Source organism: Prescottella equi, from assembly GCF_020171745.1.
Classification (GTDB): Bacteria; Actinomycetota; Actinomycetes; order Mycobacteriales; family Mycobacteriaceae; genus Prescottella; species Prescottella equi_A.
Map to the genome: position 1 here is coordinate 88,960 of NZ_JAIVAH010000006.1, position 18,165 is coordinate 107,124.

The 18,165-nt window shown below is 65.7% G+C and carries 2 protein-coding genes; both read right to left on the reverse strand.

The annotated features are described in order from the left end of the window. Positions 1-187 precede the first annotated feature (187 nt). A complete protein-coding gene (locus LCL87_RS04920) occupies positions 188-1,606 on the reverse strand; it encodes a tyrosine-protein kinase domain-containing protein (RefSeq protein ID WP_225017279.1) in 1,419 nt (472 codons plus the stop codon). 72 nt (positions 1,607-1,678) lie between these two features. Beyond that, complete coding sequence (locus LCL87_RS04925; RefSeq protein WP_225017281.1) at positions 1,679-18,028, reverse strand: non-ribosomal peptide synthetase; 16,350 nt, start codon at positions 18,026-18,028, stop codon at positions 1,679-1,681. Positions 18,029-18,165: the final 137 nt, after the last annotated feature.

Below are 18,165 nucleotides of genomic sequence, written 5' to 3' on the forward strand. Positions count from 1 at the left end.
CTGAGCGCCATCGGCTGAGGACAGCCGTAGCCGACAGGGCCCCGACCGCAGAACGCGCGGTCGGGGCTCTCTCAGTACGTTCATCTCCGGTACGGCTCCCGGCCCGTATGAAGGAACATCGCAGCGGAGTGTCACGACTCGTCGCCGATGAATCCGGAGACGAGCCGTGACAGCCCACATTCTCGAGCTAGCCGGCGGTGGGCGCCGCCACCTCGGCGGGCTCCACCTTTCGATCGACCGAGACCTTCTCCACCGGCATGTCGGCGTCGTAGTAGTACGTGTACTCGTAGCTCCCCTGGCCCTTCGAAGGTGTCATCGTGAGGATCGTGCCGAGCACGGTGGCACCGACGCTTCGAAGGTTGCCGATCGCCCGGGACACTTGCTCACGCTTCGTCTTCCCGTGACGCACTACAACCAGGCATCCGTCGACCTTGACCGCCAACACTGCGGCATCGGTTACCGGCAGCAGTGGAGAGGCGTCGATGATGACGAAGTCGAACTTGGCCCGCAGCTCGTCGAACAGCTTCTCTGCATGGGTTGATCCGAGCAGCTCACTCGGGTTGGGCGGAAGCGAACCTGCGGCCAGGACGGAAACATTCGCGAAGGCGCTCGTCTGGAGAGCATCGTCCAGGTCGGCCTGAGCCGAGAGGACCGTACTCATGCCGACGGATCCGATCAGGTCGAGATACTTCGCGACCCGTGGTCGCCGCAGATCGGCGTCCACCAGGCAGACCGAATATCCCGCCTCGGCCATAGCCAACGACAGATTGATCGCCGTGGTGGTCTTGCCCTCACCAGGAAGCGAACTGGTGATCTCGATGACCCGCGGCGGATTGTCGACCTCGAGGAACTGCAGGTTGGTCCGCAGCTCACGGAACGCCTCGGCACTGGACGAGTACCCGTCCTGGAACGAAATGGCAGCCTTCTGCTCCCGCTCCTTGTCGAAGGGAACCGAACCCGCCATCCCGACACCTGCAAGTTCGTCGAGCGTCTCCCGCGATTTCACGGTGTTGTCGAGGCGATCACGAACGACGGCGAAAATCACGCCGGCCAGGAGGCCGATGATGAATCCCAGACCGAGGTTCCTCTTGGTCTTCGGGCTCACCGGTGTCGACGGAACCTTCGCCGGCTCGACGACAGTTGCCTTCGCAACGGACGACTGGCCGGTCGAGTTCGATTCGAGCGCCTCGATCTTGGCGGTGAGCGAAGTAGCCACTGCGTTCGTCAACTGCTGTGCGAGGGCCGGGTCGGCGTCACTGACTTCGAGGTCGAAGAGCACGGTGTTGACCACCGGGGTTGCCCTTACTCGTGACGCCAACTGCGAAGGACTGAGATCGACGCCGAGCGCGGCGATCGCTCCCGCAGCAACCTCCTGTCCGGTGGCCAACTTCGCGTAGGACGAAACTCGCTGCTGCGAGAACTGATTGCCCTGCATGGCCTCCATGACCGACGAACCACTCGTGGAGACGAACAACCGCGCCTTCGCGGCGTAAATCGGTGTCGAGATCAACGATGCGACCAATGCCACCAGGATCGCGACCACCGTGGTAACCGCAATTATTCGCCACCGTGCCGCCACGATGCGGACGTAATCTTGAATCTCCACCCCATACACTCCTGTCAGGTCAGGCCCTCGCCTGCTCGTAATCGTCAGTTCGTCCCCGCACGCGACGTCACGTCATCCGGACACCTCCGACCTGGAACGCTCTGCCTGGCCTCGATCCTCCAGTTCGGCGGCCAGAACACGACCGATCTCCGACAGTGCGGCCGGAGTGGTCATCTCAGCGTGAGTGCAATCGATCCGCGTCTCCCGGACGGAACCCGACACGTACGGATCCCACTGCCGAGGCGGAGCGACTCCGCCACGAGAGTCGTTCGCTGCAGTGAAGAATACGAGATCGCCCTCGAATGTGCGCGGTCGATGGCGGCGAACCAAATTACCTGCGAGTAGCGAGTTCTCGTGCATTGCAGTAATCGTCGCTGGTCGAAGGAACGAGAACGGGCTTCCGGCTTCACGGAGAAGTGCGGCAGCAGACGCGCCGTCGATTTCTCGCGAGCTACTGCCGATCACGACCGAGGGCTCCAGCTCACGGACCAGTCCCGCCATGTCCAGGTCCACGGAGTCCACGGACTGCTCGACATCTATCACGCTGTCCAACATGGCCAGAAGCACCACGGACTCTCCCTGTTCCTGCAGCCGGGTCGCGATGGCATGGGCGATCACTCCGCCGAGGGACCAACCCAACAATCGGTAGGGCCCGTGCGGTACTGCATCGCGGATCTCGAGAACGTATCGGTCCACCAGATCGTCTATGGCTCGCGGATAGCTTTGCCCGGAGGCAAGTCCTGGAGCTTGCAGTCCGTACACCGACCATCCCCCGCCGAGGTGTCTCGACAGTCCGGCAAAGCTCCACGCGACCCCCGCGGCGGGATGCACACAGAGGATCGCTCCGCGTTCACCGGACGTGTACAGCGGCAGAACGATGTCGAGCGCCTGCACCGGTTCTGCGACCCCACGTTCGACCATCTCGGCGAGGCTTGCCGGAGTGGCATCAGGCAACAGCCAGGAGACCGGGATCTCACAGCCGAGGCGGTCACTGAGCTGATGCGCGGCGCGTAGCGCGCTCAGGGATGTACCTCCGGCGTCGAAGAACCCGGTGTCACGCCCCACTTCTCTCACGTCCAGAACCTCGCCGAAGACGTCCGCGATGGTCAGCTCCAACGCCCCCTCCGGTGCGGAGTAGATCGTTTGGTCGACACATTCGACGGTGGCGAGTGCTGCGCGGTCGACCTTTCCGTTCATGGTGAGGGGTAGCGCCCCGACCTCGACGATCCGCGAGGGCACGAGACGCCCTGGCAGCCTGGACATCGCCCACGCTCGCAGGTCCTCGTCGGGATCGTCGGTGACGACGAACGAAACCAGTCGGTCATCTCGGAGGATCGTGGCGGTCGCACGCACGCTCCGGTGCCCGATCAGCACCGCGTCGATCTCTTCCGTCTCGACTCGGACACCGCCAACCTGCACCTGGGAGTCCGAACGGCCGACGAACAAGAGCTCTCCCCTGCTGTCGAACCGAACCAAGTCCCCTGTCCGGTAGAGGCGTTCGCCGGTGCGACCGGACGGATCGGCGACGAACCGGGATGCCGTCAACCCGGGCAGTCCCAGGTACGCCCGTGCGAGCCCGGCACCACCCAAGTACAATTCACCCACCGCGCCCGTCGGCACCACACGCAACCGGCGGTCGAGTACGGTCGTGCGCACACCGGGAATCGCCTGCCCGATCGGCACGATGCCGTTCGCATCGTTCGCGGTCAATGCTGCAGTACCCGTGGCCATCACAGTGACCTCGGAGGGTCCGTACGCGTTGAAGAAGCGTCGCCCTCTCGCCCAGCGTCGGACGTGCTCCGGTGGGCAGACGTCGCCGGCGCTGACGAGGACACGGAGCGCGTCGAGCCCGACTTCATCAAGCGTCGCCAACACGGCGGGAGTGAGGACTGCATGGCTGACCAGCTCGGCCGCCAGCAGTCGACGCAGGCCCGCACCGCCGAACTCGTGTGCCGCGGCGATCACCGTCACAGCCCCGTTGGCGGCAGCCATGACGAGTTCGAAGATCGCGGCATCGAATCCCGGTGATGCCACGTGCAGCACCCTCGACGAACTCGTCACTTCGTACAAATTGCGTTGCGCAGCAATCATATTAGAGACGCCACGATGAGAGACCGAAACGCCCTTGGGCTTGCCTGTCGTCCCCGACGTGTAGACGACATACGCAGTCTGGTCCGGGTGCACCCGTGGGGCGGACATCGGTTCCGGAGGCACCCCTCCGGAGCGAGCACACTCGATCCGAGGGAGGTCGGTCGGGAGAGAAGACGCATGGTCCGCGGTCGTAGCGACCATGACCGCGCCAGAGTCCGCGAGCATGAACGCTATCCGCGAGCCGGGCTGTTTCGGATCGAGAGCGGCGAACGCGGCCCCGGTCTTTGCAACTGCCCACAGAGCCGCCACGAACTCGGGCGATCGGTCCAGGACCAGTGCGACCGTCGCCTCCGGCCCGGCGCCCGCTGCAGCCATTCGCGAGGCGAGAAGATCCGACCATTCGTCGAGACAACCGTACGTGTATTCCCGGTCTTCGAAGCGGATCGCCGTATCGGACCGGTGCGCGGCCACGGTATCCCGCAGGACCTCGGAGAGCGTGGCCGAGGGGGCGTCGGCACGATCCGCCGCATCACCCGACCGGCCGGTGCCGGATCCGTCGAGATCCACGTCGCCGACGATTGCCGACGGATCGGTGCACACCACGGTCAGCATGCGGTCGAACGCATCGACGAGTCGTTCAGCGGTCGATTCGGCGAACACGTCCGTCGCGTAACGCAGCCGAACCTGCGATCCCGTCTCCCCGGAGTGAACGTCCAGTTCCAGATCGAATCGAATGCTGTCGCTCTCGACCACCACCGGTTCGAGACCCAGTTCGGCGAGATCCGTCTCGACCGGCCCGGTGGGCGCACCGTAGGTGAGCATCACCTGGACGAGTGGGTGGGCCACCGCCGACCGCGCCGGACGGACCGCCTCGACGACCGCGTCGAACGGCAGGGTGCTGTGCTCGAATGCCGCCAGATCGGCATCACGCACGGAGGCGAACAACTCGGCGACGGACCCGGCAGTGTCGACAGGCGTACGGAGCACCGTCGTCCCCACGAACATGCCCACGACATCGTCCAGTTCCCGGCGCCCCCGGCCTGCTGTCGGTGTGGCGACAACGACATCGGACGTTCCGGCGAATCGAGCGAGAACCGCGGCCCACGCCGCATGCACGACCATGAACTCACTCACGCCGTGTACGCGGGCAGCGCGGGCCAGGGCAAGTTCGTCACAGTCGCATGAGTGGTCGATCGAGGCGCCCCGCAGCGATGGGGGTCCGGATCGCACCGCGTCCCAGGGCAGCGGTAGCCGGTCTCCGAGGCCTAGTAGGGCATCTCGCCAGAAGGCGATGCACCGGGCCGCAGTCGACGCGGGGTCCGACTCCGAGCCCAGCAGCTCTGCACTCCACAGGCTGTAGTCCGCATACTGCACAGGAAGCGGGCTCCAGTCCGGAGCTCGACCCGCCAGCCGCGACCGGTAGGCATGCGTCAGATCGCGTCCGAACGGCACCATAGACCACCCATCGACCGCGATGTGATGGAACTCGAACACGAGCAGCGTCGTTCCGTTGGACTCTGCGACGACGGTGATCCGGAGCGGCACCTCTGCCGTCACGTCGAACGGCTTCGGCACGGGGCGGGCTGCACTGTGAACGATCGGGACCTTCGGCCAGGCCAGCACCCGTTGGTACGGCACACCGTCCCGGTCGGGATAGATCGTCCGCAGAATCTCGTGACGCTCCAGTACGTCGGCGACCGCACGTTCGAACGCGCAGCTCTCGATCTCGGCGCCCGCCCGTAGGGCGAAGGCGCTGTTGTACGCGGTGGAACGGGGCTCGAGCCGACTCGCGATCCAGAGCCGTCGCTGCTGCGGCGCCAGCGGGATGTGCTCGGGTCGGGGACGTCGCGCGAGCGGGAATGCATACTCGGGCCGCGTCCGGCTCACTGCCTCCGCCAACTCGCGCGCCGTCGGCCCGTCGAACAGGTCACGGACCGTCATCATCCGTCCGGTCGTAGCCTCGATTCGTGCCACTACCCGCGTAGCCGACAACGAGTTCCCACCGAGTGCGAAGAAGTCCTGATCGATCCCGACCGGCCGAAGGCCGAGAACATCGGCGAACACCTCGGCGATCGCTTGTTGCAGAGGATCGCCCGGCGCGATGGGCCGATCCTCGACGGCAAGAGGTTTGATCAATGCCGCCACGTCGATCTTGCCGTTGGGCGTCATGGGCATCGAATCGAGCACGCGCACCTGATCGGGCACGAGGTGCGCCGGGAGTTTCTTCCCGACGGCGGACCGGATCGCAATGGGGTCGAGACGGATCGTCGGGTGCAGCGCCACGTAGGAGATCAACATGTCACCGGCACCGACGGTACGAGACAACATGATTCCGTCGACAGCGGCCAGGGCGGCATCGATCTCTCCCGGCTCGATGCGATGCCCACGCACCTTGAGCTGGTCATCCGCACGGCCGACGATCTCGAGGTCACCGTACTTGTCCCAGCGGGCGAGGTCTCCCGTCCGATACATCCTGTCACCCGAGCCGCCGGGATCGGCGACGAAGCGAGCGGCCGTCAGTGCCGGAACTCCGAGATATCCACGTGCCACACTCGATCCAGAGACGTACAACTCTCCGAGAACGCCGGGCGCGACGGGATGCAGTCGTTCGTCCAGTACCACGATTCCGGCCCCTGGCGACGGGCGCCCGACCTTGACCGCGGATCCCCCACGGATTCGGCCCAGCGCCGCCACCACAGTGGTCTCGCTCGGCCCGTACGCATTGACTATCTCGCCCAGCGAAGCCGACCATTCCCGTACGAGCTCTGGCGGACACGGCTCACCACCCACGGCCACGACCCGGAGCGCCGACAGTCCGCCGGGGGCCACCGTGGAGAGCGCGGAAGGCGTGGAGAGGACATGGGTGATGCGTTCCTCACGCAGGAATCGGCTCAGGTCCCGTCCACCGAACACGCCATCGGGCGCGAACACCAGAGTGGCGCCCGTCGTGAGGGCCAGCAGCACCTCCAGTAGCGCAGCATCGAAATTGGCCGAATAGTTCTGCAGAACACGTGATCTCGCATCGACCTCGTACACAGTCGTCGCCAGCGACGCGAGCGCGGCCAGGCCCGTGTGAGTAACGCACACGCCCTTCGGGCGACCCGTGGTTCCGGACGTGTAGACCAGGTAGGCGGCGTGGCCGGGACGCAGGGGCGTCGTGCGGTCGGCATCGGTGATCGGTTCCGCCGAACCGCGCCGAGCGGTTGCCGGCTCGGATCCCACGAACGCATCGATCAGATCCGGATCCCGAGTGTCGAGGATCAGAGCGGCGCCGCTGTCCGCCAGCATGAAGTCGATGCGTTCGCGAGGGTATTCGGGGTCGATCGTGACGAACGCGCCACCAGTCTTGGCCACCGCCCACATCGCAACGACCCACTCCGGCGACCGTCCGAAACACAGCGCAACCACCTGCTCGGGGCCCGCACCGCGAGCAATGAGCCTCCGCGCCAGTCGATTCGTGGCTTCGTCCAGTTCCGAGTAGGTCATTTCCCAGCCGTCGCTGCGGAGGGCAACCGCGGACTCGCCCGCGGACATGCCGGAGGCGATCAGGCTCGGGAGCAGCACCGAGTCTGCGACGGTCTCTCCCCACTGTCTTGGCACTGCTGAGGGAAACGCGATATCGCCAATGGGCCGAGATGCGTCAGCGACGAAAGCCGCGAGGACCGCTGTCAGCGATTCGACGATCCGCCCGACGGTATCTGGGTCGTAGAGGTCCTTCGCGTAGCCGGCGACGACGTCGAGTCCGCCCGGCCGACCGTCCGACCCGAACTGTTCGGTCACCGCGAATTCGAGGTCGAACCGTGCACTCTCGATCGCGAGATCGACCACGTCGATCGCCAGGCCGGCCAAATCGTTCGACGCCGGCGTGAAGTTCTGGAACGCGAGCATCACCTGGAACAGCGGGTGAGACGAGGACGAACGCTGCGGAGTCACCGACTCGACAACCTGCTCGAACGGCAAGTCCGCATGTTCGAACGCAGCGAGATCGCGCTCCCGCACTGCCTCGAGCAGATCGGTCACCGACCCCGCTGGGTCCACGTCCGACCGGAGCGCGACCGTGTTCACGAACATGCCCACCGCCGAGTCCAATCGTGGCTCGCCACGTCCGGACAGTGCCGTCCCGATCGTGACGTCGCGGCTGCGGCCGAGCCGAGACGTCACCACGGCCAGGGCAGCATGCACGACCATGAACACCGTCACTCGGTGCGTGGTCGCCAATCGAACGATCTCCCGGTGCAGGTGAGCCGACACCGACGCACGGTGCGTGCCCCCGGCAAACGTTGCGACTTCCGGCCGTTGCCGGTCTCCGGGCACAGTCGATTCGGACGGCGCCCCCTCGAGCGCTTTCCGCCAGAAGGCCAGTTCGCGGCCCCCGCAGGATGTCGGATCCGAAATCTCACCAAGCTGCTCGTACCTGCCGATGGTGTAGTCGGCGTACTGGATCGGAGAATCCGACCAGAGCGGGGGGCGCCCCTCCATCCGAGCCGCGTACGCGTGAGCGATGTCCGCGGCCAACGGCGCGGTGGACCACCCGTCGAACGAGATGTGGTGGGCGGCGACAACGAGCACATGGTGGTCACTCGCGATCCGGAGCAGAACACAGCGGACGGGAACCTCCGACTCCAGATCGAACGGCGCTGCCGTCAATGCCCTCGCCCGACGGTGCACCTCCGTCGCCTCCACTTCGTGGATGGGCAGCGTGTGCTCGGTCCGGGGCCGAACTGCTTGGTGCGGACCGTCTTCTCCCTCCGGATAGAACGTGCGCAGCACCTCGTGCCGCTCCGACACGTCGACGAGTGCGGCCGCTAGGGCTCCCGAGTCGAGGTCGCCGCGCAGTCGCAAACCGAAGGCGATGTTGTACGCCCCCGAGTCAGGCTCCATTCGATGAAGGATCCACAAACGCCGCTGTGCCGGAGACAAAGGCACGAGTGCCGGTCGATCTCGGACAAGCGGCGAGGGCACAGCCGTCCGCGCCGTTCCGATGCGGACCGCCAGTTCTCGCACCGTCGGGGATTCGAAGACGTCTCGGACCGTCACATCCCGTCCGAGGTCGTCGCGCAGTCTTCCGACCACCCTCGTTGCACTGAGGGAGTTCCCTCCGGAACTGAAGAAGTCGGTGTCGACTCCGGTAACCGGAACACCGAGGACTTCCGAGAAAATCTGTGCGACCGCGATCTCGTCGACGCCCTTGGGTGATCGGCCCGCACCACCGTCGAAGTGCGGCGCGGGGAGGGCACCGTAGTTCACCTTGCCGTGGTTCGTCACCGGAAGCGTGTCCAGGCGGACGATGAATGCCGGGACGAGTGCTGCAGGCAATCGGTGCCGCGCGAGTTCCCGCACCGAATCGAGATCGGTGTCCGGCGACGCAACCACATAGGACACGAGGCTCCGGTCGCCGGCGCTCGCCTTACCGGCCGTCGTGACGGCGACACGAACCTCGGGATGGGAGAGGAGCACAGCGTCGATCTCCGACGGATCGACCCGATACCCGCGGATCTTCAACTGCCTGTCCACCCGGCCGACGAAATCGATTCCGAGCGCCGTCCGCCGGACCAGATCACCACTGCGGTACATACGCTCACCGGGTGCCCCGCCCGGCCGTGCCACGAACGCGGAGGCCGTGGCCCCGGGCGCCGAATGGTAGCCACGCACCAATTGGTCCCCGGCCAGGTACAGCTCTCCGACTGCCCCCGGGGGGACCGCGTGCAGACGTGTATCGAGAATCAGCGCGGTCACCCCGCGGATCGGACCTCCCAGCGTTGCCGGACTGTTCGCATCGAGAGGGTCGCCGACGACAGTGACGATTGTCGTCTCCGTGGGACCGTAGGCATTGAACATGTCGCGGCCGGGCGCCCAGGCACGAATCACACTCTGGGGAAGCACATCACCGCCCACCACGAGTGTCCTCAGCTCGGGAAGGTCCTCTGGGCGGGCCGGCAGGTCCGACCACACTGCAGTGGTGACGAAGGCATGCGTAATACGCTCGCCACCGATGAAGTCCACGAGCTGAGATCCACCGTAGATCTCGGACGGTGCAACGACGAGTGTCCCCCCTGCCGCGGTGGCGAGGAGTATCTCCAGAAGTGCACCGTCGAACGTGGGCGCCGCGAAGTGGAGCACTCGACAATCTCGATGGACCCGGTATCTCTCGCGCTGCTCCTCTGCGAAGGCGCACAGTCCCCGATGGGTTGCGAGCACGCCCTTCGGACTCCCGGTCGATCCGGAAGTGAATACCAGATACGCCGCATGGTCGAGTTCGATCCGCGGCCGATCCCTGCCGGCGACGACAGGGAACGGCGACATCTCGTCGAGCCGAACACGAAAGTTCTCATCGTCCAGACAGATCCATTCGAGATCCGACGGCAGCATTTCGAGGTAGCGGCGCAACGTCAGGCCGGCCGCCGCACCGGTGGCACGGATCTGCCGTTCGATCCGATCTCGGGGGAATGACGGATCTGCCGGACTGTAGACCACACCCGCTCGAGCACATGCCCACAACGCGATCACCGACTCGAGCGAACGCGGCAGAAACACCGTCACGACGTCCTCGGGAAGCCTGCCGGAGGCAAGGAGCAGCCGTGCGAGACGGTTCGCGTACGCATCCAACTCGCGGTAGCTCAACTCGTCGTCGCCGTGGCGCACGGCCACCCCGTCGGGGTTGACGGTCACGCCGGAATCGAGGATTTCGGAAAGAGTTCGGATCGACTCTGCCGACGGACCCGAGTACACAGATGGCACATCCGAATCGGTCAGGTCGATCGAGCCGACGGGCGCTGCCGCGTCCGCCGTCACAGCTTCGAGTACCCGAACCAGCGAGTCCGCGATCGCGCGTGCGCTCCACGCGTCGTACAGGTCGGTTGCATAGTCCAGGCGGCAGTCGACGCCGCCGTCGTCCACCGGAGCAATCGTCAACTGCATGTCGAACTTGGAGGACGTGGTGGAAGTCGGAAGCTCGATGATCTCGACACCGGGTAGTTCGAGCACCGCCGGGTCCTCCAACGACAGCGCCACCTGGAACAGCGGATGCCTGGACAGCGAATCCGACCCACCGACCGCGTCCACGATCCTGTCGAAGGGAACGTCGGCGTTCGCGAACGCATCGATGTCGACGAGCCGCACCCGCCGCAGCAGATCGTCGAATCCGGCTGCCGGATCGAACCGGACCCGCAGCACCAGTGTTCCGACGAACATGCCCACCACGTCGTCGAAGTGCGGATGCCCACGCCCGGCAGTGGGGGTGCCGATGGCGACGTCCGCGTCCCCGCCGAAACGGTGAATCAGCAGTGTCAACGCCGATTGAACGACCATGAAAAGAGTGACGTCGTGGTCGTGGGCGAGTTCACGAATTCGTCCGTGCAGCAAGCGCGGGATGGAGAACTCGAATGTCGCTCCGGCTCCGGTCTGGATGGGTGGACGCTGCCGATCCGCCGGGAACGTCGATTCCTCCGGCAGCCCGTCGAGTGCATGAACCCAGTACGCCAACTGAGCATTGGCAGCGCCGTCGGATCCGCCTCGACCTTCGAGGATTCGGTGCTGCCAGAGTGAGAAATCGATGTACTGGAGTGGGTCCGGAGACCACGTCGGTTCGGTCCCGCGAAGCCGTGCGTGATAGGCCGCGACCAGATCGGACGCCAGAATTCGCACCGACCATCCGTCGGCCGCGACGTGGTGCACGACGAGCACCAGAACGAAGCCCGCAGAACCGTCGTCGAACAACGACACCCGAAACGGGAGTTCGGTAGTGAGGTCGAAGCCCCTGGCAACAGTGTCCGCCAACTTGGCGGACAGGTCACCCACCGGCCGAGGAAGGAGGTCGATCACCACGTCGTCCGTGACGTGGAGATACGTCCCCTCGGCGTCTTGCGGGTACACCGTTCGAAGAGCTTCGTGACGCCGGACGACATCCGAGAACGCGATCCTCAATGCCGTCAGATCGGTTTCGGCGTTCAGCCGCAGCGCAATCGGAAGGTTGTACGCCCCGGACTCGGGGGCGATTCGGTTGATCGTCCATAGCCGCGCCTGCGCCGGTGCGAGCGAGACGCGTTCGGGTCGCACCTCGCGCGTCGGCGTCGGCAACGAATCGCCCGGTCCCCGGACCACGCGCGCCAGCTGCTCCACGGTCGGATGTTCGAATACTTCACGGACGCCGATCCGGCGCCCCGTGAGTGCACTCAGTCGGGATGCCAGCCGAGCGAGGGCGAGCGAATCCGCCCCCAATCGGAAGAGGCTGACCCCGCTGCCGACCGCCGAGACACCGGTCAGTTCTGTGACGAGTTCAGCGATGTGGACTTCGAGCGCGGTCCGAGGGCGCTCCGTCGGCGCGACCGGGAGGATCGCCGGATCGGGAAGCGCCTCCCGATCGAGCTTGCCGTTGGGCGTCATGGGGAACTGCTCGAGCACGACGATCACAGCCGGGACCAGGTAGTCCGGCAGCTCGGTGCGCAAACGCGCACGCACGACTTCCGGATCCGGGGTGTGCCCCGACACAGCTGTCACATAGCCGACCAGCATCCCTCCGGTGTCCGAAGTCCGGACCACCGCGAGCGCCTCCTCGACGTCGGGCAGACGCCGCAACCCGGCCTCGACCTCAGCGAGCTCGATTCGAACACCACGAACCTTCACCTGCCGGTCCGTTCGGCCCAGGTATTCGAGCGAACCGTCACCGCGCCGGCGCGCACGATCACCGGTCCGGTACATTCGGGTTCCGTTCCGCGCCAACGGGTCTGCCACGAAGCGCCCCGCGGTCATCGCCGACCGGGCGAGGTATCCGCGCGCAACCTGCTCGCCACGGACGTACAGCTCGCCGGCGACCCCGATCGGCACCGGATGGAGGCGTGCGTCGAGGACGACGAGGTCGACGCCGGGCAGTGGCCGGCCGATCGGGCTACCGATCCGACTGCCCACAGCGGTCGACTCGTCGTCGAGGACGATGAAGCTCGAATGAACAGTCGTCTCGGTGATTCCGTACATGTTGATCAGGCGCGGACGAGTCGGACCCGCCACGGACTGCCATCTACGAATGCGGCGGATGTCGACCGCTTCGCCCCCCAGCACCACCTGCTCGACCGAAGCAGGCAGGTGCGGTGCAACCCGCGTCAACTCGTGAAAGGCCGCCGGGGTCTGGGACAGGATGGTCACCTTCTCCCGCTCCAGCAACTCCACGAACTCCTCGGGGCTGCGAGCGACGTCCGCATCGACGATCACGACCGTTCCCCCGCTGCACAATGCACCCCACAGCTCCCAAGCGGCGAAGTCGAACGCGAAGGAGTGGAAAAGCGTCCAGACTCCGGCGACGTGAGGCCGGAGACGACCGACTGCCGAAGCGACCAGGGACGCGATGTTGCCATGGGTGACCACCACCGCCTTGGGGCGGCCGGTGGTACCGGACGTGTACAACGCGTACGCCGCCTCGTCCCGGGTCGGGATGTGCGCGGGACGGCCGTCGGCCTCCGCCGTGGGGTCGAGCACCACCTCCGGGATGTTGATTCCTGCGATCCGGCCGACCGACACCGACGTGGTGACGACACAGACAGGCCCCGCGTCGGCCACCATGTCCCGCAGGCGCCGAGCAGGATTCGCCAGGTCCAACGGGAGGTAAGCAGCCCCGGTCTTCAACACCGCGAGCACTGCGACGACGAATTCCCAGCCCCGCGGGACCGCGACCGCGACAAGTCGCCCGGGGCCCGCCCCTGCACCCGTCAGGCAGGCCGCCAGCGCGGCCGACCGCCGGTCGAGATCGCGATAGGTCAGTTGGTCGTCCCGCGACACGACGGCCACCGCGTTCGGCGATGCTTCGACCCATCGATCGATCGATGGCAGAAGCAGATCCGGGACAAGGGTGGACTGAGGAGACGGAAGCTCCCCGCTCGTCGGACCGCAGGCCCCGACCGAGATGTCTCCGATCAGGGCACGTGGATCGTCCACGACGGCAGCCAGGACGCTCGTGAGGCCCACCGTCAGAGACCGCACCGTTTCCGCGTCGAAGAGATCAGACGCGTAGGTGACAGTCAGGTCGACGCTGCCGTCCTCGAGCGGATCGAGCGTGAACTCGAGATCGAATCGAGCAGAGACGGCGGGGACATCGATGTGTTCGACCTCGATCCCCGCGAGGCCGGTCGAGGGCTGGAGGTGGTTCTGGAAGGCCAGCACGACCTGGAAGACCGGGTGCCGACCGGGAATCCGCTCGGAAACGATGTCGGCCACCAGGTCTTCGAACGGCAGAATCGAATGCGCGAACGCCTCGAGTCCGACCGACCGCACTCGGTCGAGCAGATCTACGAAGGCGTCACCGAACGCGACACGGGTTCGCAGTGGCACGGTCACGACGTACATACCGACGGCGCGGTCGAGCGCCGGCGCACCACGCCCGGCGACCGGAACACCGATCACGACATCATCGGTGTCGCCGACCCGAGCGAGCAGCACGGCCAGAGCCGCATGAACGACCATGAACAGACTCGATCGGTGTGCGGTCGCAAGCGTTTCGAGCGCGGAGACGGTGCGGGGATCCAGACGTGCACGCTCGATCGCTGCCGGACCGGACGAGTCTCGGATCCTCCGATGGTCGAAGGGAAGCTGCAGGGAGCCCGGCAGGTTGGCGAGTTCGTCTCGCCAGAATGCGAGGGCACGCGATCGCCGACTGCGCTCGTCGTCGATCGACCCGAGCATCTTCTGCTGCCACAGCGCGTAGTCGACATACTGGACTACCGGGTCGGCCCAGACCGGTTCCTTTCCGACAGCGCGTGATTCGTACGCTCTGACCAGGTCATCGGTAAGTGGTGCCGTCGACCAACCGTCTGCCGCGATATGGTGCACGCCGACAAGCAACACGTGGTCGTGACGGCCGATCCGGAACAGACGCGCCGCGATCGGGACATCCACGCGTACATCGATGCGGAAGAGGGATCGTTCGCGCACCACGGCATCCAGTCCGCCGGCGACGCCCGCATCGACGTCGACCACCTCGAGCGTGGGCACGGCAAGTTCCGTGGTCAGGATCTTCTGAACCGGGCCCCCGGCGGTATCCGGGTACACGGTTCTGAGGATCTCGTGTCGGTTGATCACGTCGCGGAAAGCAGCCCGCAGGGCACGCAGGTCCAGTCGCCCTCGCAGCCGCATTGCGACCGGGACGTGGTAGCCCACCGCGCTCGGATCCAGTCGGTTCAGGAACCACATCTGTTCCTGTGCCGGCGACAGTGGCAGCACGTCGGGGCGGTTCTCGAACGTGGTCGGCAGCCCCCCTCGATCGGCGGTGGCTGCTCCGCCGTCGATGAAAGCGGCCAGAGCACTCACAGTCGAGTGATCGAAGACGTCCTTGACCCCGACGGCGACGCCCAGACGCTCTGCCAGACGAGCTCCCACACGAGTGGCCGCCAGGGAGTGTCCCCCACGCGCAAAGAAATCATCGACCGCCGAATCGACCGCAACGTCGAGAATCTCGCCGAAGACGTCGGCCACGGCGATCTCGGTGGGCGTGGACAAAGGTGTGCGCGTGCGAGCCTGAATCGCCACGACATCCGGGAGCGCGCCTCGGTCGACCTTGCCGTTCGCGGTGATCGGCAGATCCCGCAACACCGCGACGAAGGCCGGAACCATGTAGTGCGGGAGATTCTTTGCCACGAAACCACGGAGCTCGTCGAGGTCGCCCGGGGCCCTTCCGGGGGCAGTGACGTAGGCAAGGATCTCGAGATGACCGTCGGGGCCGGTTCGAGTCGTGCACGCGGCATGGGTGACCGACGGATGCGCCTCGAGAACCGATTCGATCTCGCCGAGCTCCACCCGGAAACCTCGAATCTGCACCTGGGTGTCCACGCGCCCGACGAAGTCCAGTTGTCCGTCGTCGCCCCAACGGACCAGGTCTCCCGTCCGGTAGATGCGAGAGCCGCCCACGCCATACGGATCGGCGACGAAACGCTCGGCGCTCAACCCCGGACGACGGTGATACCCGCGTGCCAGACCCACACCACCGATGTACAGCTCACCGACTGCACCTTCCGGAACCATCCGTAGGTGCCGGTCCAGCACGGTCACGGTCACACCGCGCAGGGGCCGACCGATCGGTGCATGCCCCGCCGAGTCCAACGGAGACGACAGAGTTGCCAACACGGTCGTCTCGGTAGGACCGTAGGCGTTCAGCATCGTGCGTCCGACCGCCCAGTCCCGGACGACCGGCATCGCGAGGCGATCACCTCCGGAATCGACAACTTCCAGGTGCGGGAGTCCCGTCCCGTCGGTCACCGACAGAACAGCCGGTGACGAGATGAAGTGCGAGATCCTCTCGTCCAGAAGGAAATCGCGCAGCGCTGTACCACCGAACACTTCGTCCGGCGCGATCACCAGCGTGGCACCGGATGTGAACGCGAGAAGCCATTCCTGAATCGCTGCGTCGAAACTCGGTGACGCGAAGTGGAGAACTCGGGCGGAGGCGGAACCTCTGTAGTGACTACGAACCTCCGCAGCCAGATTGGCGAGGCCGGCGTGTGTTACCGCGACTCCCTTCGGCCGCCCCGTGGTACCCGAGGTGTACAACACATAGGCAACTGCAGCGGGGTCGGTCCGCGCGGGGACTGCGTCCCCTTCATCGGCGTCACCACCGGCATCCGCCAGATACTCGGCGGTCTCGAGCGAATCGAGATCGATCCAGAAGGGGCCATCGGGCATCGCGGTCGCGCTGTTGCGGATCCCGACTGCGGCCTGGCTGTCTTCGAGGATGTAGCGCCGACGGTTCCACGGGAGCGTCGGATCGACCGGCATGAACGCCGCCCCGGACCGCGCCACCGCCCAGACCGCGACAACAAGCTCGATCGAGCGCGGAAGTGCGAGCGCCACCACGGTTTCCGGCCCGACACCCGATCTGACGAGCAGCCTCGCGAGGCGCGCAGATCGCATGTCGAGTTCCGCGTACGTCAACTCGTCGGCGCCGGCCCGGATCGCGAGCGCCGACGGAGTGAGCCTGGCCGATCGAGTCAGGATGCTCGACAGTGGCAGTGCCGGCACGGCTTCTCCGCCCACCACACGCGCCGTGTCGTCGGACAAGCCCAGTTCGATGCCTTCGACCCTCTCCGCGTCGCCCGCACCGAGGAACCTTTCGAGGAACTCGAGAAATCGGCGTAGGTGACGATCGATCGTCCGACGCGAGTAGCGAGCCGGATTGGCTTCGAGATCGATGCGCACTGCTTCGCCCGGCACACCGTCGTAGATGTTCAGCGAGACGTCGTCGACAGGTCCCGTGGCGAGCACGTGGAACTCGCCCATGCTGTCACCGACTCTGACATCGCGGCGGAAGAGCATGATATTCACCAGGGACCCGAATGCGCGCGAAGGTGATTCGGACAACTCGGCGAACCGGTAACGCTGGTGACGCAGCGCCGCAGTCAGCTCGGCAGAGACGTCGTCGACGAGTGCACGCACAGTGGTGTCGGACTCGATCCGCATTCGAAGAGGGACCACGTTGGACAACATCCCACCGGACCGCTTGGCCACCGCCGTCGTGCGCGACGACACCGGAAGACCCATGAGTACGTCCCGCCGATCCGCCTTCCGGGCAAGATACGCCGCCCACGCCGCAATCACCCACGGCGCCAACGAGCGATCCACTGTCGAGACGGTTGATGTCCGGGCGCTGGAGACCAGAGCGAGTGGCGCAGGCCGAGTCCTCGTGGTGCCGCCGGCCAAAGTTGCCGGCACGGGCATCGCCGCGATCCGCGAAGACCAGAAGTTGCGGTCGCGCGAGAAACGCGTCGAATTCCGATAGGCCTCTTCCTGCGAATGGAGCTGGTCCAGACTCGAACATGTCGGCGCCGGAAAGGGTTCACCTCGGTGCTCATGCGTGTAGAGCTGCGCGATGCGGTTCATGAGGTTCGTCGCGCCATACCCGTCGAGCGCAACGTGGTGCACCTTGCCGTACCAGTAGAAGTGGTCGTCGTCCAGGTGTAGCACCGTAGCGGCGATCAATCGGTCGACGGCCATGTCCATCGGTACCGAGCGATCCGAATCCATCCATTCGTGCGCTGAACTCACCGGGTCGGCAGCACGGCGAAAATCGATGTACCGCAGACCGTCGACGACGTTGTAGTGCACGAATTGGAAAGGTTCGCCGTCCACCTCGCAGAGGCGGAGGACCCCAGATTCGATCTCCCTGGCGGCCCGATCGGTGGCACGCGCCAGCATGTCGACGTCGAGAGCGCCTCGAATCTCCACGTAGTGCGCCATCACGTAGGGGACCTCGGGAGCAAGTTTCTGCGCGTACCAGATTCCGAGCTGCGCCTCCGACAACGGGAACAGTTCACTGGTGTGCGCCGAGTATTCCTGAGCTGCTTCAAGATCCGTCATGATTCCCTCCCTCGCCGAGACCGGCGGACACACAGTCTCGGTGGCGTCCAAGAGTTGTCGACCAGCCCCCGGTGTGGTTAGCGTGTTCTCGATATCTCGTATCAGCGACGCCTCGAGTCGATTTCCCACTGACCCGC

What these genes read in the sequence shown, in the direction of transcription:
- LCL87_RS04925 (WP_225017281.1), bottom strand. Translation starts at nt 18,028, where the DNA reads ATGACGGATCTTGAAGCAGCTCAGGAATACTCGGCGCACACCAGTGAA.